This window comes from Paenibacillus sp. 79R4 (genome assembly GCF_013393165.1).
In the GTDB taxonomy this organism is placed as follows: Bacteria; Bacillota; Bacilli; order Paenibacillales; family Paenibacillaceae; genus Fontibacillus.
The window spans coordinates 342,915-363,439 of sequence record NZ_QJOT01000001.1 but is presented as its reverse complement, the minus strand read 5'-3'; the positions used below and the strand labels follow the sequence as shown (position 1 = coordinate 363,439).

At 47.5% G+C, this 20,525-nt stretch carries 18 protein-coding genes; 11 read left to right on the top strand and 7 right to left on the bottom strand.

Features of this window, described 5'->3' with window-relative positions; translation table 11 throughout:
- Positions 1-96 precede the first annotated feature (96 nt).
- The 4 genes from yedE (at position 97) to DMN77_RS01470 (ending at position 3,920) form a co-directional block, all read left to right on the top strand.
- Positions 97-1,296 (top strand): selenium metabolism membrane protein YedE/FdhT, encoded by a 1,200-nt coding sequence (yedE, locus tag DMN77_RS01485; protein ID WP_179013208.1) that lies wholly within the window; start codon positions 97-99, stop codon positions 1,294-1,296.
- Complete coding sequence (gene yedF / locus DMN77_RS01480; RefSeq protein ID WP_068779406.1) at positions 1,293-1,520, top strand: sulfurtransferase-like selenium metabolism protein YedF; 228 nt, start codon at positions 1,293-1,295, stop codon at positions 1,518-1,520. The genes yedE and yedF overlap by 4 nt, the downstream gene beginning before the upstream one ends.
- Positions 1,521-1,715: 195 nt before the next feature.
- Positions 1,716-2,906 carry an ROK family protein gene (locus tag DMN77_RS01475; protein ID WP_179013306.1) on the top strand — a complete coding sequence of 397 codons (1,191 nt, stop codon included), beginning with the start codon at positions 1,716-1,718 and terminating at the stop codon, positions 2,904-2,906.
- Between the two features lie 177 nt (positions 2,907-3,083).
- Complete coding sequence (locus DMN77_RS01470) at positions 3,084-3,920, top strand: glycosyltransferase family 8 protein (protein ID WP_068779404.1); 837 nt, start codon at positions 3,084-3,086, stop codon at positions 3,918-3,920.
- 57 nt (positions 3,921-3,977) lie between these two features.
- On the opposite strand, the gene DMN77_RS01465 is transcribed toward DMN77_RS01470, so the two are convergent.
- Positions 3,978-4,778 carry a formate/nitrite transporter family protein gene (locus tag DMN77_RS01465; RefSeq protein ID WP_179013206.1) on the bottom strand — a complete coding sequence of 267 codons (801 nt, stop codon included), beginning with the start codon at positions 4,776-4,778 and terminating at the stop codon, positions 3,978-3,980.
- A gap of 296 nt (positions 4,779-5,074) precedes the next feature.
- On the opposite strand from DMN77_RS01465, the gene DMN77_RS01460 reads away from it, so the two are divergent.
- The 7 genes from DMN77_RS01460 to DMN77_RS01430 all read left to right on the top strand — a co-directional run bounded on the left by DMN77_RS01460 (position 5,075) and on the right by DMN77_RS01430 (position 15,556).
- Complete coding sequence (locus tag DMN77_RS01460) at positions 5,075-5,905, top strand: hypothetical protein (protein WP_068779402.1); 831 nt, start codon at positions 5,075-5,077, stop codon at positions 5,903-5,905.
- A 373-nt stretch (positions 5,906-6,278) separates the two neighbouring features.
- Entirely contained in the window at positions 6,279-7,217 is a 939-nt protein-coding gene (locus tag DMN77_RS01455; RefSeq protein ID WP_068779482.1) for an ABC transporter permease, read from the top strand.
- A gap of 18 nt (positions 7,218-7,235) precedes the next feature.
- On the top strand, positions 7,236-8,126 hold the full coding sequence (locus DMN77_RS01450) for a carbohydrate ABC transporter permease (protein WP_068779401.1): 891 nt from the start codon (positions 7,236-7,238) through the stop codon (positions 8,124-8,126).
- A gap of 95 nt (positions 8,127-8,221) precedes the next feature.
- Positions 8,222-9,898, top strand: a complete 1,677-nt coding sequence (locus tag DMN77_RS01445; RefSeq protein WP_179013204.1) for an extracellular solute-binding protein — start codon at positions 8,222-8,224, stop codon at positions 9,896-9,898.
- A 67-nt stretch (positions 9,899-9,965) separates the two neighbouring features.
- Complete coding sequence (locus tag DMN77_RS01440; RefSeq protein ID WP_068779399.1) at positions 9,966-11,879, top strand: cache domain-containing sensor histidine kinase; 1,914 nt, start codon at positions 9,966-9,968, stop codon at positions 11,877-11,879.
- The gene (locus DMN77_RS01435) at positions 11,854-13,467 is read left to right on the top strand and encodes a response regulator (protein WP_179013203.1); all 1,614 of its coding nucleotides are present in this window, start codon (positions 11,854-11,856) and stop codon (positions 13,465-13,467) included. The genes DMN77_RS01440 and DMN77_RS01435 overlap by 26 nt, the downstream gene beginning before the upstream one ends.
- 352 nt (positions 13,468-13,819) lie before the next feature.
- Positions 13,820-15,556 carry a putative bifunctional diguanylate cyclase/phosphodiesterase gene (locus tag DMN77_RS01430; RefSeq protein WP_179013201.1) on the top strand — a complete coding sequence of 579 codons (1,737 nt, stop codon included), beginning with the start codon at positions 13,820-13,822 and terminating at the stop codon, positions 15,554-15,556.
- A 99-nt stretch (positions 15,557-15,655) separates the two neighbouring features.
- On the opposite strand, the gene DMN77_RS01425 is transcribed toward DMN77_RS01430, so the two are convergent.
- From DMN77_RS01425 to DMN77_RS01400, 6 genes are all read right to left on the bottom strand, one after another.
- A complete protein-coding gene (locus tag DMN77_RS01425; protein WP_068779396.1) occupies positions 15,656-16,507 on the bottom strand; it encodes a DUF4179 domain-containing protein in 852 nt (283 codons plus the stop codon).
- A complete protein-coding gene (locus DMN77_RS01420) occupies positions 16,504-16,998 on the bottom strand; it encodes a sigma-70 family RNA polymerase sigma factor (protein ID WP_179013200.1) in 495 nt (164 codons plus the stop codon). The genes DMN77_RS01425 and DMN77_RS01420 overlap by 4 nt, the downstream gene beginning before the upstream one ends.
- Before the next feature lie 223 nt (positions 16,999-17,221).
- Positions 17,222-17,839: a DUF2812 domain-containing protein gene (locus tag DMN77_RS01415; protein WP_179013198.1), complete on the bottom strand. Its 618-nt coding sequence runs from the start codon at positions 17,837-17,839 to the stop codon at positions 17,222-17,224.
- Complete coding sequence (locus tag DMN77_RS01410; RefSeq protein ID WP_068779393.1) at positions 17,826-18,167, bottom strand: PadR family transcriptional regulator; 342 nt, start codon at positions 18,165-18,167, stop codon at positions 17,826-17,828. Before DMN77_RS01410 ends, DMN77_RS01415 begins: the two co-directional genes overlap by 14 nt.
- 187 nt (positions 18,168-18,354) lie before the next feature.
- A complete protein-coding gene (locus DMN77_RS01405; RefSeq protein WP_068779392.1) occupies positions 18,355-19,260 on the bottom strand; it encodes a polysaccharide deacetylase family protein in 906 nt (301 codons plus the stop codon).
- 218 nt (positions 19,261-19,478) lie between these two features.
- The gene (locus DMN77_RS01400; RefSeq protein WP_068779391.1) at positions 19,479-20,477 is read right to left on the bottom strand and encodes a glycosyltransferase; all 999 of its coding nucleotides are present in this window, start codon (positions 20,475-20,477) and stop codon (positions 19,479-19,481) included.
- Positions 20,478-20,525: the final 48 nt, after the last annotated feature.

Below are 20,525 nucleotides of genomic sequence, written 5' to 3'. Positions count from 1 at the left end.
AAAAATCCATATCGTTCAGTCGAGTATAGAAAATCGCTTCTCACGGGCTTTTTCAACCGACCTGCTATGAGGATGGATTGAAGGGGTAAGAAAGACATGACAACATTACGGAAGCTGTTCACCAATTACTGGAGTCCATATGTCGCGATTGGTATTGCAGGCGTACTCAGCGCTCTGTACTTCGGAATTACCAATACGGTATGGGCCGTTACCGGCGAGTTCACTCGCTTTGGAGGACATATTCTCCAACTCTTCGGCGTTGATATTTCCGACTGGGCTTACTTCGACCTGATACAGATGAAGGGATCAACTTTCGATCGTACGGACGGATGGATTGTCTGGGGCATGTTCATCGGCGCGCTGATTATGATTTTGCTCAGCAACAATTTCAAGATTCGCATGCCCAGGCAGAAGCGCCGCTTGGTGCAGGGCCTGATTGGCGGCATTATTGCAGGTGTGGGTGCAAGACTGGCGCTGGGCTGTAATCTGGCCGCCTTCTTCACGGGCGTACCCCAATTCTCATTTCATGCCTGGATCTTCATGGCGGCTACAGCCATCGGCACGTATGTTGGCGTGAAGATTGTCAACACGAGGTGGTGGAAGGGCAAGCCTATTCTGCAAAAAGGGAACGCGGCCCCCGCCGTGCGCAGGTCGAAAAAGGTGCAGCCTTATATCGGCGGGCTTGTTGCGCTGCTCTACGCAGGACTTATCGTGTATTTCTTCCTTCATGGCAAGACGATGCTTGGTGTAGCGGCCATCTTTGGAGCTGCCTTTGGCATCCTGATTGAACGAGGACAGATCTGCTTTACTTCCGCATTTCGCGATCTGTGGATTAGCGGACGTGCCACGATGACGAAGGCGATTATCCTCGGGATGGCGATCAGCTCTGTCCTGACGCTCATTGTCATTCTTGTAAACGGCGTCGATCCGATTACGAAGATAGCCGCGCCAAGCACCTTCATCGGCGGCCTATTGTTCGGCATCGGAATCGTACTTGCCGGCGGCTGCGAGACCGGCATGATGTATCGCTTAATGGAAGGACAAGTGATCTTCCTGCCCGTATTTATTGGCAACATCATCGGAGCCACCTTCCTTGCCTACGCTTGGGATCATCTTGGCGTATTCGACTTGTTCGTGAAGAGCGGAGCAAAAATCAATCTGATCTCCGTCATGGGACCGGCATGGGCCCTTATCGCCACGCTCGTATTGCTTGCCATCGGATATATCGTAGCAAGCTACTGGCAAAAAAATTACCGCTTCGGCGTTGGCTTCAAAAAAGGAGGTGCAAACAAATGACCATTGATTTCACATTGGATCTTAGAGGGGAACCTTGTCCGTATCCTGTCATCTATTCATTAGAAACGTTGCAGGACATGAAGAAAGGCCAGGTATTACAAGTCATTGCAGATTGTCCGGCTGCCTTCAAGAACGTCCCGGAAGAGGTCGTCAAGCATGGCTATACCCTTGTGCAGGAGCCTGTAAAAAACGGCCAGGAACTGATCTTCTACATTCAAGCGTAATTTTATTAGCATATGTTCAAAGGAGCTGATCCACAGGCAGCTTGCCTGCTTGCCAGGTCAGCTCCTTTTCTTAACGTATTATTGTGTATAATTAAAAGTAGTTAATTTGTTTGTTAAACTAACTAAGTTGTTTATTTTTATTTCTCGCCTTGTGTTATTATAGTATCATGTTCAATAATTTCTGGAGGATTAATGATGAAAATTACGGGCGACCAGCAGTTAATCAAGAAAATGAACAAGACGATCGTCCTGGATACGATCAGACAGCGGCAACCGTTATCAAGAGCGGATATCTCATCGGTGATCGGACTTAATAAAGCGACGGTCTCCTCGCTTGTGTCCGAACTGATCGAGAGCCAGCTGGTCTCCGAGATCGGACCGGGTGAATCCAGCGGGGGACGTAAACCTACCCTGCTCCTGTTCAATCGTAGCGCGGGATTCGCCATCGGTGTGGATATCCGCGTAAATGATCTGCTGGCTGTCCTCGTAGATATGGAAGGCCATGTGATCCGTGAGAAGACAGTTCCACTGGAGGACTACTCTCCAGGCAAAGTGCTTGATCAAATTCGCAAGACAATTCGCATGCTGATGAGAAGGCTGCCTGCTACACCTTACGGGGTTGTTGGCATCGGCATTGGCGTTCCTGGCCTGGTTGACGGGAAGAGCCAGGTCATCTCTGCTCCTAATCTTGGCTGGGATAATGTCAATCTATATGAAGCGCTAAGCGCTGAATTCGGGTCTAATATTCATATTGATAACGAAGCCAACGCCGGGGCAATCGGGGAGAAATTGTACGGCGCAGGCCGTGACTCCAAGGATTTAATCTATTTAAGCATCGGAATCGGTATTGGATCGGGCATCATCGTTGGTGGGGATTTATACCGTGGCACCTCCAACTTTTCGGGCGAGGTAGGCCATATGACCGTTGCTGAAAATGGACCGTTGTGCCGCTGCGGCAATCGGGGATGCTGGGAGACGCTTGCCTCCGAGAAGGCTTTGCTTGACCAAGCGGAAACGCTCTGGCAGGATCACGCTCCAAGTCTGGAGGAGATTCTCAAGGAAGCTGAGCAAGGGAATGGGCAGGTCCTGGCCCTACTTGAACGGATTGGCTCCCAGCTTGGCGTCGGCCTTGCTAATCTGGTGAATATTCTCAACCCGGAGTTCATTGTGATTGGCAACCGACTCTCACTGGCCGGCGACTATTTGCGGCAAGCGATGTTAAGTACGCTGGGCAAGCGCAGCCTGTCCTATCATCGCAAGCAGACTCACGTCGATTTTGCCAAATTAGGTATCCGCTCTACTGCGTTAGGAGCTGCCTCCCTGCCGATTACTGCATTTCTGGCAGAGCCGGATGGAAGCATCACGGAAGCCGCAATGAATCCCTAACAAGTCATACTAAAGTTATCTAATGGCTACAGAACTTTCCTGACCTACCAATAAACAAATCCGGTCCACTGGGGTGTAATTCCCAGTGGACCTTTTCGTTTGCCCTCATTATCCATACAATAGAGGTATAGCCCATTGAATACTCAATGGAAATATCTATACAAGGAGCATGTCCACATGTCTGAACCGCTAAATATTCTGGTCACTTTGAACTCTAACTACGTGAAGCCTCTGCGAGTGATGCTCTACTCTTTATTCCTTAATAATAAGGGAGAGCAGTTTACGGTTTATGTCATGCATTCAAGCTTAAAGCGCCAGGAGATCGAGGGGTTGCGCCGGTTATGTGCTGAACAAGGGAACGGCAGCATGCTGGAGGAGATTGAAGTCGATGACCATAGCTTCGCCGCAGCCCCTACCCTACTCCATTACACGAAGGAAATGTATTACCGCCTGCTCGCCTTTCGCTTCCTGCCGGACCCTATGGAACGAATCCTCTACCTGGATCCGGATATTCTGGTGCTGAACTCTGTCAGGGAGCTTTACGAAACCGATCTGGAGCATTATTTGTATGCCGCTGCTTCCCATGACCTGATCTCTATTAAAGAAATCAACAAGCTTAGGTTAAACCCTTATAAAATTGAGTCTTATTACAATTCCGGAGTACTGTTGATGAATTTGAAGCTGCAAAAAAAGCTGGTTAGCGAGGAGGAAATCTACGACTTCGTTGAGAATAATCGCACCAAGCTGATTATGCCGGATCAGGATATTATCAATGCGCTGTATGCCAAACGAATCAAAAACATCGATGAGAAGCTGTACAATTATGATGCGAGATACTTCCGCTATTACAAAATTACGAGCAACGGGGAATGGGATATGGAGTATGTGATCAACCATACCGTTTTCCTACATTTCTGCGGCAAAAGAAAACCCTGGAAGAAAGACTATAGCGGCAAGTTCCATGCACTGTACAAATATATGGAGAGGTTATGTGATGCTACCAACTCACATTAAGCTGCTGCACGTAGGTATAAAAAGGCCGGTGACATCACCGTCACCAGCCCTAACTTCCTATTCGTCCTTCCCCTTCTCCACCGCATCCAGAAAGGGCTTGTTCACGAAATAATACATAAAGCCCATCAGCAGTACGCCGCCGATTAAATTGCCGATCGTTACCGGAACGAGGTTGTGGATAACCCCATAGAAGGAGATCGTTCCTGGATGGTTCAGCACAAGCGCAATCGCAAAGGTACACATATTGGCAATACTGTGCTCATAGCCGGATATGAAGAAGCAGAACACGAACAGCATCATCGCAAACATCTTGGCTCCGTCGCCTTTGAGCGACATCGGAATGAAGAAAGCCAGACAGACAAGCCAGTTACATAGAATAGCCCGGAAGAACAGCTCGATCGCCGAGGTGTTCATCTTATGCTCAACAACATTCAGCAGGAAGCTATTCACTGAAGCATCGGTAAACAGACCTGTCAAAAAAATAAGCAAGGCGAACGCGGCCGCTCCCATAATATTTCCTACATAACTGAATACCCATAGCTTACCGACCTCAGACCATTGCAATTTCTTGCGCAAGGCCGCGTAAGTATAATAGAACGTATTGCCGGTGAATAAATCCCCTCCGCCATAAGCGATCAAAATGATAGCCGCGCCGAACGTAATCGCCGCCATCGGATAGGTGAACGGGGAGTTCTCCATATAGAAGAAGTTTCCGGTCTTAAAAGCAACAATCACTCCGAATCCGATGAACATACTTGCCAGCATGGCCCTGGCGATGTAGCGCAATGGGCTCTGCCGAAAGATCCTATATTTCTTTAAGGCCAGCTCCTCAACCTTCAATAGCGATTCTGTCTCCATAAACCCTCCAAGTATGTTATTTCCCTCATTTTCCATGATTTCTGGACAAAGTCAAGTCAAGTATTACGATTCTGTGAACCATTTATGCACTTTCCAGAAACATATACGCCAATTGACGAAATCCCCCATTTATGTGTATATTAAACGAAACTGCAATACGATCAAACTTACGATGGAAGCACCCGTAAGCTTGGCTCTTGATGAGCCTGGCCTGCGGGTGCTTTTTGGCGTGTACGTGTATATGTATAGATGTTGATGACTCGTATTGCGGCAATCTGATTAAGGAGAGATGCTCTATGTTAAACCCTCTTAGAACTGGCATAACTGTACTGGTGTTCGTCATTCTCATTGCCGCGGGAATCACCACCTTGTCCCCACCGGGACAGGCCTCCGCTGCCGCCTTCGAGTTCACCGACTCGATCAACGCTCAACTCGGCGCAACCGCAGATAAAGCTGGCAAGAACGGGGCCAAGCTCCGCAAGCAATACACGGATTTCAAGAGCAGCCGGACGCAGATAGCAAGTCTGGATGACCGAACCTCGGCCCTGCATTACGACAATGAGAGCAAGGCAACGGCTGTCCGCAAGGCCATTAGCAATATCGATTCAAGCAAGATCAGCAAGCTGGAGGAGCAGGTCAAGACAACCAAATCGAAATACCAGCCCCTATACACCTCGTATACTTCATTGAATAAGCAGGTAGCTGCCGCCAATAAATTGAAGGACAAATCCCTTTACAAGGTATTGAAGGCACAAGCTGAAGGAATGAAGCTGGTGGTCGACATCACCAAGCAGGACCTCAAGTCGAAGGAGGCCGCTTTGAAGACCGCCAAAGCAGAAAGAACAAAGAAACAGAAGCAAATCCGTAGTATCCTGTCGGAAATCGATGCCGTAAAGACGAAGATCAAAGCTGAGAAAAGCGCTGTCTCCACCCCCAACAAACAGCTAACCACCGAGTGGTCCAATTTCAAAGCTGCGGTAAAGAAAAATGACGCTGATCGAACGATGGATATCCTGGCCAGACTACTTACTCTATCCGCTCAAATCAATACGAAGAAGCAAAACATATATAATCACGAGTCAAAAATATCTTCGATCATCCAGCGAGCCAACAGTATGCTGCCCTAAACTCCCACTTATTGCAAAGAGGCCTCGGAAACTTAAATTCCCGAGGCCTCTTTCCCTATCCAATATATCTCTATCCCCGCCTTAAGGCATAGGGTCTCTCCCTGAATCGCTGTACCGTAGCAGGTTGTGAGCATGTTACCACCATATGGATTGCCGGATAAATGAAGTATGTCACATCATACAGCGGGCTTTTTTTGCACCACTTTTTGTCCCTTAACCGAAAAATGAGTACATCAATACGAAATCTGAAGCATTATCCTCACTCCGTTATCCAATTACAATGAAAGTATATTTAGCGAAAGTGCTTTCAAACAAGATACTGCATAACTTGGAGGTTACTATGGAAATGCAAAAGTCTACACCGCCCACAGCCATGATAGATTCGAATATATCACCACCAACGGCAAGGCAGAAATGGCTGAAGAAACTTGTATCTCAAAGACATATTCAAATTATGGCTTTGCTCGGAATCGCATGGATGATCATCTTCAACTACATCCCCATGTACGGCGTTGTTATCGCATTTAAGGACTATGACATTATCAGAACGATTTCCGAAGCACCCTGGGTCGGACTGGAGCACTTCAAGGAGTTCTTGTCGGATGAGAACTTTGGCTACGTGATGAAGAACACTTTGGGAATCAGCTTGATTAAACTGATGACCTTCCCGCTTCCGATCATATTCGCGCTCTTCCTGAATGAGGTGCGCAACCTGCGGTTCAAGCGGGCGATTCAGACTATTTCGTATCTTCCCCACTTCCTGTCCTGGGTTGTACTCGGTGGAATCCTGGCTACTTGGCTGTCGGATGTAGGGATCATTAACGATATCCTGATGGCCCTGCATTTGATAGATCAGCCAATTTCCTACCTGGCTGAGCCAAAATATTTCTGGACGATTGTGATTACATCGGATATTTGGAAGGAGCTTGGCTGGTCAGCGATTATTTATCTGGCAGCGATCACAGGGATTTCGCCTGAAATGTATGAAGCAGCAACCATCGACGGTGCCGGACGCTTCCAGAAGATGTGGTATGTTACTCTTCCGGCAATTAAAGGCACAATCAGTATCCTGTTTATACTAGCCGTCAGTGGTGTTCTGAACTCCAACTTTGATCAGATTCTCGTATTGCGCAACTCTCTGAACGACAGCGCAAGTAATGTTATAGATTACTACGTCTACTATACAGGGATTTCCCAAGGCCGTTACTCGTTCTCAGCGGCGATCGGATTGTTCAAATCCGTTATTGCGCTCACACTGCTGCTGATTGCAAACCAAGTATCCAAAAAACTCAACGATACTTCGTTATTTTAGGCCAAGGAGGAACTGCACATGTCTTTCATAAAACGTAAAACCATAGGCGAAGCCATTTTTGATATTATTAATAATCTGGGGATGCTGCTGATCTGCTTCGTTACCCTGTATCCGATCTGGTATGTCCTGATCAATGCCTTCAACGATGGCAAGGACGCTATGCTGGGCGGCATCTACTGGTGGCCACGGGTATTTAGCCTGGAGAACTTCAAGGCCGTATTCGACAACCCCGGTATTACGACAGCCATGCTGCTGACCGTTGCCAAGACTCTCGTGGGGGTGGGAGCTCACGTCTTCTTCACCGCTATGGTAGCTTACGCATTCTCACGCAGAGAGTTGATTTTCGGAAGGTTCTATATCTTCCTGGGAACGATCACGATGATCTTCTCGGGAGGCCTCATTCCCACTTATTTATTGATTCGCGATTTGCATATGCTCGATACATTTGCGGTATTTATTATTCCGGTGCTGTTCAGCTTCTTTGACCTCATCATCTTTATGACCTTCTTCCGGGAAATTCCCGACGGACTGGATGAGGCGGCTCGAATCGACGGGGCCAACGACTGGACGATTCTTCTAAGAATCGTGCTCCCGGTGTCGATGCCTGTTATTGCTACCATCGCCCTGTTCCACGGGGTATACCAATGGAATGACTATTTTGCCGGGATTATCTACATTAATAAAGAGTCGCTGCAACCGATCCAGACCTTCCTTTACCGGGTAGTCGCTCAATCCAGCTCGAATATTATGACTACCGCCTTGCAGGGAAGCGCCGTAACCAAGACGGTCACCTCGCAATCGGTGAAGCTGGCGACGATGGTTGTAACTACGCTTCCAATCGTATTTGCTTATCCATTCCTGCAGCGCTATTTCGTCAAAGGAATGATGATCGGCTCTATCAAGGGATAAGCCCTCATTTACAGTAACTCCTCCAGGCCGCTTAACCGCGGCTTTGGAGTTGCACAATATAGCACTAATCAAATTGAGAAAAGGGGTTAAAAAGCATGGGCATGAAAAGAAAGTCCAAAAAAGTGATAATGCTTCTAATGGCATGTATCATGGTTCTGTCCTTGGCGGCTTGTTCCGGTAAAGGAAATAATACCGCTAAAAAAGAAAACGCTAACAATACTCCAGCGAACACATCTACGTCTGACAAACCAGCTCCATCCGCAGACGAGCCAGGTTGGAAGTCAGACACCTCTCCGATTACGTTTGACTGGTATTTGAACTTCGCCTGGTTCCCTAATAAATGGGGGGTTGATCCGACTTCCCAGTATGTCACTAAAAAGACAGGCGTTGATATTAACTTCATCGTTCCGGCCGGTAACGAAAACGAAAAGCTGAATACACTGATTGCTTCCGGCAAGCTGCCTGACTTCATTACGCTCGGCTGGTGGGAAGATGGCGTGAAGAAGATGATCGAAGGCGGGCTCGTACTTCCGCTCAACGAATTGGCAGAACAATACGACCCTTACTTCTTTAAAGTATCCGACCCTGACAAGCTGGGCTGGTACACCCAAGACGATGGCAACGTGTACGGTTATCCGAACTCTTCCTCGTCCCCTAAAGACTATGAACAATTTGGCGATACTTATGTATCCAACCAGACGTTTGTAGTACGCAAGGATATCTACGAGGCGATCGGCAGTCCAGACATGCGCACGCCGGAAGGCTTCCTGTCTGCCCTGAAGGCTGCCAAGGAGAAGTTTCCGGAAATCGACGGTCAACCGATCATTCCGTTAGGACTGCATGAGTTCATCCAGACAGGAAACGACTCCCTGGAAGGTTATATCCAGAACTTCCTGGCGATCCCGCGGGAAAAAGACGGTCAACTGTATGAGCGTGAACGTGATCCAGAATATATCAAATGGATGAAAGTGCTGCGTCAAGCGAACCAGGACGGCTTGCTGGCGAAAGATATCTTCATCGACAAACGTGCTCAAATGGAAGAAAAAATCGCTCAAGGCCGTTACTTCGCCATGCTGTATCAACGTACGGACTTTGCGGCCCAACTCGGCACCTTGTACCAGCAAGATCCTAACAAAATTTATATCGCCGTCGACGGTCCTGCAAATGCTAACCTGGATGCGCCAACCTTGAACGGCCCAAGTATTGCCGGCTGGACTTTGACCCTGATCTCTAAAGATGTGAAGGACAAAGAGCGCGCCATTAAATTCCTTAGCTACCTGAACAGTGAAGAAGGACAGAAAGACCTTTATCTTGGTGAAAAAGGCGTGAGCTATGATACAATTGACGGGAAGGATCAATTCCTGCCTGAAGCATTTGATCTGATGAACAAAGATCGCTCTGCCTTTGATAAGCAGTACGGTTCCTCCTTCACCTTCTGGATGATGCAAAATACGAATATTACCCAGCAATGGGCACCGGAATCGGTTGAACCATATAAACAATTGGAAGATTGGACTCGCGGCAAAGCGAAGAGCTTCTCTGAATTCGATGAGCTTGATCCGCTTGCCAACTCGGAAGAAGGCATTATCAATACCAAGATTAAGGATCTACGCGGCAAGACATTGCCTAAATTGCTTATGGCAAGTTCCGAAACCGAATTCGATAAAATTTGGGATGATTATATTAAAAAGCAAGATGACCTTGGCTATGCCAAAGTACAGGCATACAAACAAGTGAAATATGAAGAAAATAAGAAGAAGCTCGGCATGTAACTATAGCCCTGCCCAAAACGCCCGCTTATCGCGGGCTTTTGGGTGTCTATAAAGGAGTCGGCTAGCTATGATGAGGGAGAAGCGCTTGCGAGCGATTTGGGATTCATTAATGTATTGGATCGGACGCCGTTCTCTGCAGAGCCGCCTGATCGCTGCCTATATTTTTATCATTTTAGGGCCCTGTTTGCTGGTGTCCTTCTATTCTTATAAAGCAATCAACAATATGTATTTGCGCGATGCTCAGGACAAGAGCATGTCCCTGCTGGAAATGGAGCAATTGCATATTGATACGCAAATTGAATCCATGGTTCGGGCAGCACAGGTCGCTTATGACGATCCGGATGTGAAGGATTACCTCGCTAATACCAACGCTCCGGATACCGATGAACTTGTAAACTTTAACAACTACAGCTTCAAGAATTTGACTCGTATTCAGTACTATAATCCCAATGTGGCACATCTTCGCCTGTTCTCCAGCAGCGATATTGTGGAAATATGGCCGATCTTCTTCCGCGAATACCGTGTAGCCGATGAACCATGGTATAAGAAGGCTGTGCAAATGAAGGGCACGGAGTCCTGGTCTTTCCAATACAAGGATCCGGATCTGATGGAACGGTACATAGGGCAAACGCCCGCGCTTACGCCGAAAGTGTCGCTGCTTCGTGAATTGAGTATCCCTGCAGGGCATCATGTCGGCATGGTCCAAGTTGATATGCTGCTGGAGAACTTCAGTCCAAGGACTTACTCCGTCATGCAGGATAGTAAATCGCAGATGCTGCTTGTGGACAGCGAAGCACAGACGTTCACACGGGAGAAGGATTCTTTTCTGAAAGCTAACCCGGAAATGGAAAGCATGATTAAGGAGCGCCTTCAGCGATATCAGGACACGGGAGAATGGGATGTTCGTTATAAAGAGAACGGTAAACAGTTTCTGCTATTGCACCAGCGAATTGAACGAATTAATGCCAATCTGATTAATATCGTATCTATGGAGGGTGTGATCCAGGATATATCCCGTACCCGCAATCTCCTCATCGGAGCCAATATCGTTTTTATTACGCTGGTCACCCTGATCGCTTATATTCTGAATGCCTTTATCCTGAAAAATCTTCGCCTATTAACGGAGGAGATGAAAAAGGTACGGCGTGGAGAAGCTTACAGCGGAATCTCTATTCGCGGCGGTGGCGAGGTCGGAGAGCTCGCACATCATTTCTCCAAGCTGATGAATACGATTAATACATTGGTCGCTCAAGCGGTATACAAGCAAGCGCTAACGAAGGAAGCGGAGCTGCGCTCGCTTCATAATCAGATTGACGCCCACTTTTTATTTAATACTTTGGAAAACATAAAAATGCTAGCCGAAATTGAGAATCAACGAACGATTTCGGATTCGTTAACCTCCCTTGGGGGGATGATGCGATATAACTTCAAATGGTCTGGAGAATACGCAAAGCTGCGCGATGAAATCCGACATATTGAGAATTACACGAAAGTGATGAACATCCGGTTTGACGAACCGATTCTTCTCAAGCTCAATATTCCTGAAGAAGCTCTGGAGATGGAGATGCTCAAGATGTCCCTGCAGCCGATTGTTGAAAACGCCGTAAAACATGCCTGGATCGGAGAAGAGTCCGATAAACAGATTTCGATTCAAGTGCATGATTGGCAGAATCACGATGTGCAAATTATAGTCACGGACAATGGCATTGGAATGCACGCAGAGGATTTATCCGTCTTAAATCAGGAATTGCAGTCTATAGGGATGAATGATAAACTTTTCCGAAGTTCCGGACCAGAGGCAAATCGTAATGGAATTGGCCTGCGAAATGTTCAGGAGCGTATCCGGTTATATTACGGTAACGAATACGGTCTTAGGGTATTCAGCGAGTATGGTCAATTTACAACGGTTGTCATGTCCTTGCCGAAGGTACTGTTAACAGGGAGGGTAGGCACGAATGACAAATTTGATGATCGTCGATGATGAGAAAAATATCCGCTTGGGCCTGAAAACAATGATTGAACGCGAATTTCCGGACCAGTTTGCATTGTTTACGGCTACTCAGGGCGCGGAGGCGCTCGAGCTATATCGGGAACATGGCGCGGAGATTATTATTACGGATATCCGGATGCCGGTTATGGATGGAATCACTTTAATTGAGAAATTATCGGCAGAACCTCTGCCAGCGAGTCAAAATGAGCGGCCGCTAATCATTATTTTAAGCGGGTACGAGGATTTTGAATATGCTAAAGCAGCGATCAGGTATCAGGCAATCGATTACCTGCTCAAGCCGATTCACAGGGATGAGTTATTTACTGCGCTGCGCCAATGTAAGGACCAACTGGCAAGACGCTCCCTCATTGCCGAGCAGATGGCTATTACTGAGGGTTATCGGCTGCAGGTTCAATTGGTACGCTTGCAGGATTTGTTGATGCAGCGCGATTTGTCGAAGGATGAGATCCGGTTGTGGAGCAAAGAGATCGACTTTGATCAGTATTCCCTGCCCTTCTCGGTCGCTGTCTTAACCTATAAATACGAAGATGGCAGCCGGATCAAGAAGGAAGGGTTGAAGGCCCTTGCCGAGGATCTGTTTGGAAGCGTAGAAGGCCAGCTAAACGCCTCTCTACTGGATCGTGAAGGAAGAGTGGTGCTCATAGGTGGACCGCAGCAGAAATTTGCCGACATGTCGCTTTTGGCCAGCAGTAAAGGGCTTAATGGCTTATTAATCGGCGTTAGCGAAGAAGGAAATCGATTGGAGGATCTCGCCAAATGCTACTGCCAAGCAAGCGAGTCCCTGAATTATTCCTTTATCTATCCCAAGACTCGTCTGATCTGGTACGCTGAGCTTCCAAAGGAACGACTGTTTTACGCTATACCCATGGAGGATATTCGCAAACTGGGCAACATTCTCGGTACAGGCCGAGAGAAAGAGATCAGCCCCCTCTTGCATCAAATTTTCCGGATCGATCAATTGGCAGGGATTGATACTCAATATCTGGAGGCGGTCAGCAAGCAAATCAATGAACAGGTCCTTGATGAGGTCTTCCGAATATACGGAGAAGCATCTGTGGAAGTGATCAAGCTGTATCGCAAGGTTGGCGACCTTTCTAATTTCGACCATTTTCACAATTATTTCAGATCGTTGGAGCAGCTTTTATCCAGCCTGGACAAATATATCAAGGAGATCCGATCGGCTCATACCGAACATGGGGATATGAAGGAAGCGGTAGCTTTTATTGAAGCAAATTATCATCGTCCGCTGAATATGGCTATGGTGAGCAATCATGTATCTCTAAATTATTCCTATTTTAGCGAAGCATTTAAAACTTTTACCGGGGAAAGCTTCGTGACTTACTTGAAGAAGGTACGCATTCGCAAGGCGAAGGAATTAATCGGAAATGGCTCGCTGAAGATAGCCGAGATCAGTGAAGCGGTTGGATTTGAAAATACGAGGCACTTCTCCCGAGTATTCAAGGAATTAGAGGGCATCTCCCCTTTTGAGTACCGAGGCAAGCTGTTTGTAGAGAGTGAGCGGTTTACCCCACAGGAAAATACGGGTAACGAAGATTAATAAGAGTGGTCTGCGGTTTCACGCTGAATGCGCGAAATCGCTTTTTTGTGTTCCTCTGGGAACTAGTACTTATCTACTGCATTTACAAACTGTTCAGAACAATCGAACTACGTATGGCTCCGAATATGGTAATATCATCTTAGACAATACATAATTTCGCTGGGGAATGATCAGCTCTGCCATTGATTTCCTTTCGGTCCAGCATGTATGATGTGGAAGAGAGGTGCTCCCAACCGAACATCGTCCGAAAGAGTCAATTTCAAGACCATCCTGATTATTTAACCAATGCGATTCATACTATGAAATTGGTTCTTCATACATATTTCATTACGGTCTGTTAGGGGGTATTAGTATGGACCAAGCGTCAGAATATACGCATATTGAGTCAATTATCAATTCCTCGGCCCTGCTGCGATCCATCGATATGATGGGTGTTGGGATAGCTATTACGGACCCTAGGCTTAAGGACAATCCCTTAGTATATGTCAACCAGGGATTTGAGAAGATTACTGGATACAAACGCGAAGAAGTACTTATGCGCAACTCCCGCTTTCTGCAGGGGGATGAGACAGACAAGCGTCATCTGGGAGTGATTCGACAAGCGATCAAGGAAGGCCGGGCGGATACGGTAACGATTAAGAACTACCGCAAGGACGGATCCACGTTCTGGAATCAGTTTATTATAAGCCCGATTTTGAATCCCGACGGAGAATTAATCTATTTTATCGGCTTGCAGTTCGATGTAACGGAGGAAATCGAAGATCGCAATGCCTCCAAACAGAGAATTCGTCAGCTTACATATTTTGACTCTGTCACCGATCTGCTGACGATGAGCCGGTTCAGTACGGTGATGAAAGCCAGCCTGGAGCAGACCAAGGCTGAGCAGAAGACAGCGGCCGTGCTTAGAGTAAACCTGAATCGCTTTCGTTACATAAATGAGAGCTATGGAGAGCGTGCCGGCAATGAACTGCTCAAGGGAGTCGGGGATCGCATGCGCGCTACCTTTCCGGAAGGAACACCGATATGCCGCAGCTTCGCCGATGAGTTCATCATCCTGTTATCCGGCCTGTCTGATCCGTTGCAAATACATAAAATGGCCTGCGAGCTATGCGAGGCGCTTAGACATTCCTATCTCGTCAATGGGGAGAAAATTCATGTCGGATTCGGCATGGGGATCAGCCTCTTCCCGGATGACGGAACCGATGTAACCCAGCTGTTGAAGCATGCGGAGTTAGCGATGAAGGAAGCGAAGCTGGCTTCGGTACAGGAACCGCATTACTTTGATTATTACTTGATGGATAAGCTGCTGGAGAGAGTTAAAATCGAGAAAAAATTACCGGAAGCCTTGGAGAACGGTGAATTTGAGTTATATTACCAGCCCAAAGTCGATTCATCCAGCCTGGTTTTGACCGGCTATGAAGCTCTTATTCGTTGGAATGACTCTGATCACGGGCGAATCCTGCCCTCTGCCTTCATCCCTGTGGCAGAAGACACCGGGTTTATTGTACAGCTTGGAGAATGGGTATTGCGTGAAGCCTGTCGAACGAACAAAGCCTGGCAGGAAGCCGGCTATCCGAAGTTGCCGATCTCTGTTAATGTCTCGGCGATTCAATTTCGGCATCCCAGATTTGTACATATCGTAGAGGCCGCGCTGGAGCAGACCGGATTAGACCCGCAGTACCTCGAGCTGGAAGTTACCGAGTCGATTCTGAATGATCCGGTAATTATCAAGAATAAGCTGGACTACCTGAAGGAACGGGGGATATCACTATCCATCGACGACTTCGGTACAGGTTATTCCTCGATCTATTACTTAAAAGAACTGCCCCTCCAGGTGCTTAAGATCGATCGAACCTTCATCACGCAAACTCCAGAGGATCCGAGAGATACGGCTCTGCTCCTATCCATAATTCAGCTTGGCAAATCGCTGGGTTTAACGGTGCTCGCTGAAGGGGTCGAGACGGAAGAACAGCTCAAGTTCCTCCAGGCTCATGGCTGTGATCAAATACAGGGTTACTATTATAGTCCGCCATTAAGCAAGGAAAAGTTAGAAGCCTTGCTATATAAAGAAACGTTGTCTCTAAAATAGCGCCGCGCTGCACGAAGCGTGGCTTAATTGAAAGCAAAGAGAGCTGAGGGTATCCCCTTCAGCTCTCTCTTAATTTATCAGACGGCTTCACTAGCAATATTATTGCGGGTTCTCATTGCTCATCCAGCTGTCTACTTGCAGCGTCTCATAGTAATCCTCGCGTTCAGACAATTGATGAAGCTTCTCCTCGGCCTCGGCCCGGGATGCAAAGCCGCCGATCGCCAGCACGAACTTACCGCTCTTCGTCTTGATGACCGAACTTCCATCCTGAGCATACTGCTCATCCAGCATACCAAGCGATTCACCCTGCTCCATCTCCTGGCTGCGAACATAGAATACTTCGTGAGGCTCTGCCTGCTTGGCAGCACCAAATAGCTTCAATTGAATATAACCAGGCTCCTTGTACTCGGACACAGAGTAATCGATATGATCCTTAAGCTCAACGACGAAGCGGATTGCAGAGTCATCGAGAACCACATTGGTATATACGTCCTTCACATTGGAGAGAGAACGAATATCCTGCTCCAATCTCTGCAAGTCCAGGTCACGCACGCCGTTGAAGTTAAAGATTAACCGATTCGGCGCCTCCTTGTAGTCCACCGTATATGCCGGTACGCTTGCGGTTTGCTCTCCATCGACGGTGAAGTGGATATCCAGCGCATTCTCTTGAACGGAGGTGCTTACCTTGGCCCCATCCGTACGCTCTCCTCCGCCTCCAACCTGCAGAACCTTGACGATCGATCCTACAACGGGCACATCGGATAAGGCCATAGCTACACCGGGTACATTAACGGCGATCATCAACGCAGCGCATGCTGCAACAAGCGTGGATGTTCCACGAATCATTCTTCGGTTTCTTTGGTGAGCCCGCCCGCGCTGTGTCGCCTTTTCTATAACGTCAGAGAGCTGGGATGGAATTTCTATATTTTCATAGCGTTCTTTTCCAGTCATAGCGCATCTACCTCTTCCTTGATTAATTGTCTCTTCAGCTTATCCAGGATCCGATAGAGTCTCGTCTTCACCGTGCTCTCCGGCATCGACAAAACCTCGGCCATATCCTTGAATCGCTGATCTTCAAAATATTTCAAAATAATAAAGGCCTTATCCTCCGGCTTAAGACGATCCAGCGCCTCATAAAGATCCCATCTGTCCTCCAATGGAACCGGGTCCTCCTTGGCGGAGAATTCCACTACGCTGTCTTCCATATAAGTATATTTCTTGTGCCGTCTCATATGGTCCATAGCGCAGTTAATGACAATTCGACTGATCCAGGTCTCAAAATACTGCGGATTATCCAATCTTCTGTACGCGAGATAAGCCTTATAGGTCGCCTCTGAGACGATCTCCAGCGCCTCCTGCTCATTCTTCACATAACAGTAGGCAAAGCGATACAGCTTCTCCTTGCACGCTCCGACCCGTTCGCTGAACTGTTGCTCCGTCATTTGTGCTGTTTCTTTATTCAGTTGGTTCACCCCCAGTTGGTTCGCAAATCCTTTGCTTGTTACAAGCTTGGCTTGCTAATGTGCTCGTTAGACTATGAAGGCACAGAAAAAGTTTCAAAATTTCTTTCATTTTTTTCTGTACGCGCTGAAAAGATACAAAAAAGGCCCCCCATAGAATTGATATTCGTTCTCCGGGAGGCTCCAGTTCTTATAAGGATAGGCCTTAATGTCCTTGCTGCGCCTTCTCATATTGTTTCTTTGCTTTATAAGCGAAAATCACATATACCAGAATAAATATCGGTAGAATCACCCAACTAAAGCCGCGGAGAAGGGCGAATGGTGTCTCGAATAGAAATGCTCTCCAGAAATGCGCCCCGCTCAGCTCCCAAAGTCCCGGCGTATAGTAGAGAAGCTTAGGCTTAACAAAAGCAGTGATGTTAATCGCACCCGTGGATATTAACACTGCTAGCAAAGGAATGAAGCAGCCAGCCAGTGACAGCCACATTTCCGAAAGCCGTTTGTAGCGCGCCGCTTTGGAGTCCACATCCGAGAATATATCTTCGTCTCCTTGGTCCATCACTTGCTTGAAATATTGAGCTCCCGAGCTCTTCGTCCCAGCGATATGCTTCCAGCCACTGTCCTCAAATAACATCCGATAATCCTCGAAATCTTGTCTATTCTTAAAGGTGCGATAATCAATCCGGTAGTTGGCATCCTCGGGGGATCCTAGCACGAATTCATAGCTATAGGCTTTATTCACGAGCTGATATCCTGAATGAGCCATCTCGTTCAGCCACTTCTCTTCACGGTCAAAATCGGTAAAAAACTTATATTTCTTCATATTGCTCCCCCCTTTCCCTATCCATAATCATCCCTGTCATCTCAATCATATGACGCATGCGGGCATAATCCTGAAGCAGAATATCGCGGCCTAGTTCGGTAATAACATAGACCTTGCGGCGGCTATCCTCGCTGCGTACGGGTTGGATCAGCTTCTGCTTCAGCAGATTGTCCACCGCCCCATATAATGTTCCGGCTGCCATATGTACCTGACCGGCGCTCAGCTCATCCACCTTCTGAATAATTAAATATCCATGGGCCGGCTCAAGCAAAGCCAGCAGTATATAATAAACCGTCTCTGTCAGCGGTAAATTTTTATCCCGTCTCATATTTTGTTGCCCTCCTTATTCAGTATCGCTATATATCGTATAACTGTATAGTTACACTATATACAGTTTGACTGTATAATGCAAGAAATAAAATTAGCTTTTCTAACAATGACTGTGTTCACACTAAAAAGAGGGCTATCCCGTGTAGTCTTGACGACCCACCGTGACAGCCCTGCTGCTTCCCGATTTACTTCCCTTGCCTCTGCACCTTCTGCAATGCACTCCATGAGGCCCGAACAATTCCCTGCTCTTCAATCACCTGCTGGACTTCCGGGTCCCGGAACAGCTCATAATCCCATTGCCGCTTCTCCCACTCGTGGTGGACCGCCTTAAGCTCCTCGCTCGCAATTGCCGGGTGAATCAGAATTTCCGATACCCCGGGCTGCAAATTCCGCAGCACTTCAATCATGCTCTGTTTATAGCTATCATATGTCTCCCCCGGTAATTTCCCGAAGGGCAGACCAATCAAATGGTCCAGAATTACGACGCCCATCCGATCGGCCAGAGCCGTAACCTGATTTGCCACTTCTATCGCCTCGGAAGGCACTTTCTCCATATTCGGAAGCGCTCTTGGCATGCGGAAGGGAAGCCCGTACCAGGCGCAAATTTCAAAGACAACATCCAGGAATTGCTTGCCGGTCGCCAATCCATACAGGCTGCCCATATGATTATCAAGATGCGTCGGATGGACGCCCATCGCCAGCGCAGCTTCAATTTGATTGACGATTTCCAGGCGTACCTGCTCCGGTTCTGCCTGCTCTTCAAACGTTTTGCAGTCCGTCGGAAAGTACCCTTCCTTCGTGACCAGGGATCTTACATCGCCATTTCTTGTCACAGGCCCCCATTTATAACCACTCCATTCGCTGGTAAAGGTCAAGTGCACCCCGACATCATACTCACTATGATTTGCGCTCCAGACCGCAGCCTCCTTCGCCCATCCACAGGGCATCATAATCGTCGATGAAGAGATGACCTCCTCCTGGAACAGCCGCTGAACTGCCAGATTCTCCGAATGACACATCCCGTAATCATCCGCATTTACAATTAACAACTTTGCATCATCTTCGTACCCCAAGCTGTGATTCAAACTCATCCTGCATTCTCCTCCCGCCCATAACCTCATCATTCCAAAATTATAAATTATAGCGCTTACAAAATAAGAATCACTCTTTCGGGTGATTCACCCGAGAGTGTCTACTGCGTATCTCTGACCATCCCTGCAAACAGGGCTACTCTATACATATGAAATAACCTTTTCCCAATTTCCTCAATTCGGATGATTTCGCTTATTCCTCAAATGATTTGTTGTACCTACCTCAACCACTGATCAAAAAACTTCTCATACCCTTGCTTCATCACTGTAGAGGAAAATTTACCAAAAGCGTACTCTCGATTATGTACGGAAGTCTGCAATGGCAGAGCCGTCGCCATATTAACCAGCTCAAACCAGTTCTGCTCGTTGCCGGCAAAGGCATGCCGCGAGCTAATGTGATCATAGCAAGGGTGCTCAGGTTTGACCACCATCTTTCCCATCGCCAGCGCCTCGGTTAACGGCATCGCAAACGTATCAAATCGGGAACAGCTCCAATACACCTTGGCCGAATTCATCAGTTCGAATACTTCCGCCTGGGTCAGAGCAAATTTAAGCTTCACATTGTGTGGAATATCGTATTTCTTCATACTTTCCTTGTAGCGCATCCCGCCGAATACCATATAAACCTCTTTATCCGGATTCTGTCTGGCATATTCCAGCACAAGATCGGGGCGACGATTCTCTTCATCCCGGCCGATCCATAATACGCGATTAGCAACGACAGCGTTCGGGTCGTAATACCGATGGGCTAATTCCTCACTAAAGCCGATGGGAATCACATCCACATCGCTAACGCCAAATACCGTATCCAGCTGGCGCTTCAGAAAGTCTGTCTGTACAACCGCCTTGTCAACGATGCTATAGAAGGGCTTCATCATCTCATATCCAGTTAGGGCTGGATCAGGGAAGCTATGCGGAAACAGCACACTATTCTTCAGGAACATCTTCAGGAAGGTGAACCCGGATACCGTATAGATCACATGCTCGATGCGCTCTGCGTAAATCTGATCGAGCACAATATCGTAATTGACCAGATCGCCCTTCTCATGCTCATAGCCCGGAATCCAATCATGGCCGCTGACATGCCGCTCAGGAGAAATAAAGACGATCTCGACTCCCAGCTGTTGGGCGATATTTCGCAGCCTTTCGGCGAATACCCTGGGTCCCTGCGCCTCCGCAAATTGAATTTTGCGCATCACTAAACCGACTTTCTTCATGAATCCATGTCCACCTTATCCTAAATTTTGCTGCTATAGCCTGTCTCT

Excerpts from the sequence above, each read along its gene's own strand:
- yedE (WP_179013208.1), top strand. The coding sequence starts at position 97 with ATGACAACATTACGGAAGCTGTTCACCAATTACTGGAGTCCATATGTC.
- yedF (WP_068779406.1), top strand. The coding sequence starts at position 1,293 with ATGACCATTGATTTCACATTGGATCTTAGAGGGGAACCTTGTCCGTAT.
- DMN77_RS01475 (WP_179013306.1), top strand. The coding sequence starts at position 1,716 with ATGAAAATTACGGGCGACCAGCAGTTAATCAAGAAAATGAACAAGACG.
- DMN77_RS01470 (WP_068779404.1), top strand. The coding sequence starts at position 3,084 with ATGTCTGAACCGCTAAATATTCTGGTCACTTTGAACTCTAACTACGTG.
- DMN77_RS01465 (WP_179013206.1), bottom strand. The coding sequence starts at position 4,778 with ATGGAGACAGAATCGCTATTGAAGGTTGAGGAGCTGGCCTTAAAGAAA.
- DMN77_RS01460 (WP_068779402.1), top strand. The coding sequence starts at position 5,075 with ATGTTAAACCCTCTTAGAACTGGCATAACTGTACTGGTGTTCGTCATT.
- DMN77_RS01455 (WP_068779482.1), top strand. The coding sequence starts at position 6,279 with ATGATAGATTCGAATATATCACCACCAACGGCAAGGCAGAAATGGCTG.
- DMN77_RS01450 (WP_068779401.1), top strand. The coding sequence starts at position 7,236 with ATGTCTTTCATAAAACGTAAAACCATAGGCGAAGCCATTTTTGATATT.
- DMN77_RS01445 (WP_179013204.1), top strand. The coding sequence starts at position 8,222 with ATGGGCATGAAAAGAAAGTCCAAAAAAGTGATAATGCTTCTAATGGCA.
- DMN77_RS01440 (WP_068779399.1), top strand. The coding sequence starts at position 9,966 with ATGATGAGGGAGAAGCGCTTGCGAGCGATTTGGGATTCATTAATGTAT.
- DMN77_RS01435 (WP_179013203.1), top strand. The coding sequence starts at position 11,854 with ATGACAAATTTGATGATCGTCGATGATGAGAAAAATATCCGCTTGGGC.
- DMN77_RS01430 (WP_179013201.1), top strand. The coding sequence starts at position 13,820 with ATGGACCAAGCGTCAGAATATACGCATATTGAGTCAATTATCAATTCC.
- DMN77_RS01425 (WP_068779396.1), bottom strand. The coding sequence starts at position 16,507 with ATGACTGGAAAAGAACGCTATGAAAATATAGAAATTCCATCCCAGCTC.
- DMN77_RS01420 (WP_179013200.1), bottom strand. The coding sequence starts at position 16,998 with ATGACGGAGCAACAGTTCAGCGAACGGGTCGGAGCGTGCAAGGAGAAG.
- DMN77_RS01415 (WP_179013198.1), bottom strand. The coding sequence starts at position 17,839 with ATGAAGAAATATAAGTTTTTTACCGATTTTGACCGTGAAGAGAAGTGG.
- DMN77_RS01410 (WP_068779393.1), bottom strand. The coding sequence starts at position 18,167 with ATGAGACGGGATAAAAATTTACCGCTGACAGAGACGGTTTATTATATA.
- DMN77_RS01405 (WP_068779392.1), bottom strand. The coding sequence starts at position 19,260 with ATGAGTTTGAATCACAGCTTGGGGTACGAAGATGATGCAAAGTTGTTA.
- DMN77_RS01400 (WP_068779391.1), bottom strand. The coding sequence starts at position 20,477 with ATGAAGAAAGTCGGTTTAGTGATGCGCAAAATTCAATTTGCGGAGGCG.